General features: G+C 63.3%; 1 protein-coding gene. It reads left to right on the top strand.

Annotated elements, in window-relative coordinates:
• The coding region (locus tag QQL85_RS26425; protein WP_284357321.1) for an AMP-binding protein at positions 1-665 on the top strand (665 nt) is incomplete at both ends.

The following is a 665-nucleotide window of genomic DNA, read 5'->3' as shown; positions in this document are numbered from 1 at the left end:
CAGGCGCAAAACCTGGCGCTGCGCGAGTACGAACACAGTCCGCTGTTCGAGATTCAGCGCTGGGCCGGCAACGGCGGCGAAGGGCTGTTCGACACCTTGCTGGTGTTCGAGAACTACCCGGTGGCCGAAGCGTTGCAGCAGGGTGCGCCTGAGGGGTTGTGGTTCTCTGAAACGCGCAACCGCGAGCAAACCAACGTGCCGCTGACATTGATCATCAGCCTGGGCGAGGAACTGTCGGTTCATTACGCTTACGACCAGGCGTGCTTCAGTGCGGCCAGTGTGGTGCAGGTCGCTCGGCATTTCGCTCAACTGCTTGGGCAACTGACGCTGTCCGCGCAGCAAGCGGTGGGGCAGTTGAATGCCTTGGCAGCTGCCGAGCAGCAGCAGATCATCGAAGCATGGAACCCCGATCACGTCCGTTATACGGAGCAGCGCTGCCTGCACGAACTGATCGCAGCCCAAGCCGCCAGATCGCCGCAGGCAATTGCTGCCATTTGCGCCGAACAGGCCTTGACCTACCGCCAGCTTAACGAGCGCGCCAACCGCCTGGCGCACAAGCTGCGCGAGCTGGGCGTGGGGCCTGACGTACTGGTGGGGCTGGCAGTGGAGCGTAGCCTGGAGATGGTGGTGGGCCTGCTGGGCATCCTCAAGGCAGGTGGCGCCTA

This window comes from Pseudomonas putida (assembly GCF_030159595.1).
Taxonomy (GTDB): domain Bacteria; phylum Pseudomonadota; class Gammaproteobacteria; order Pseudomonadales; family Pseudomonadaceae; genus Aquipseudomonas; species Aquipseudomonas putida_AC.
This window is presented reverse-complemented; position numbering and strand designations above follow the sequence as displayed.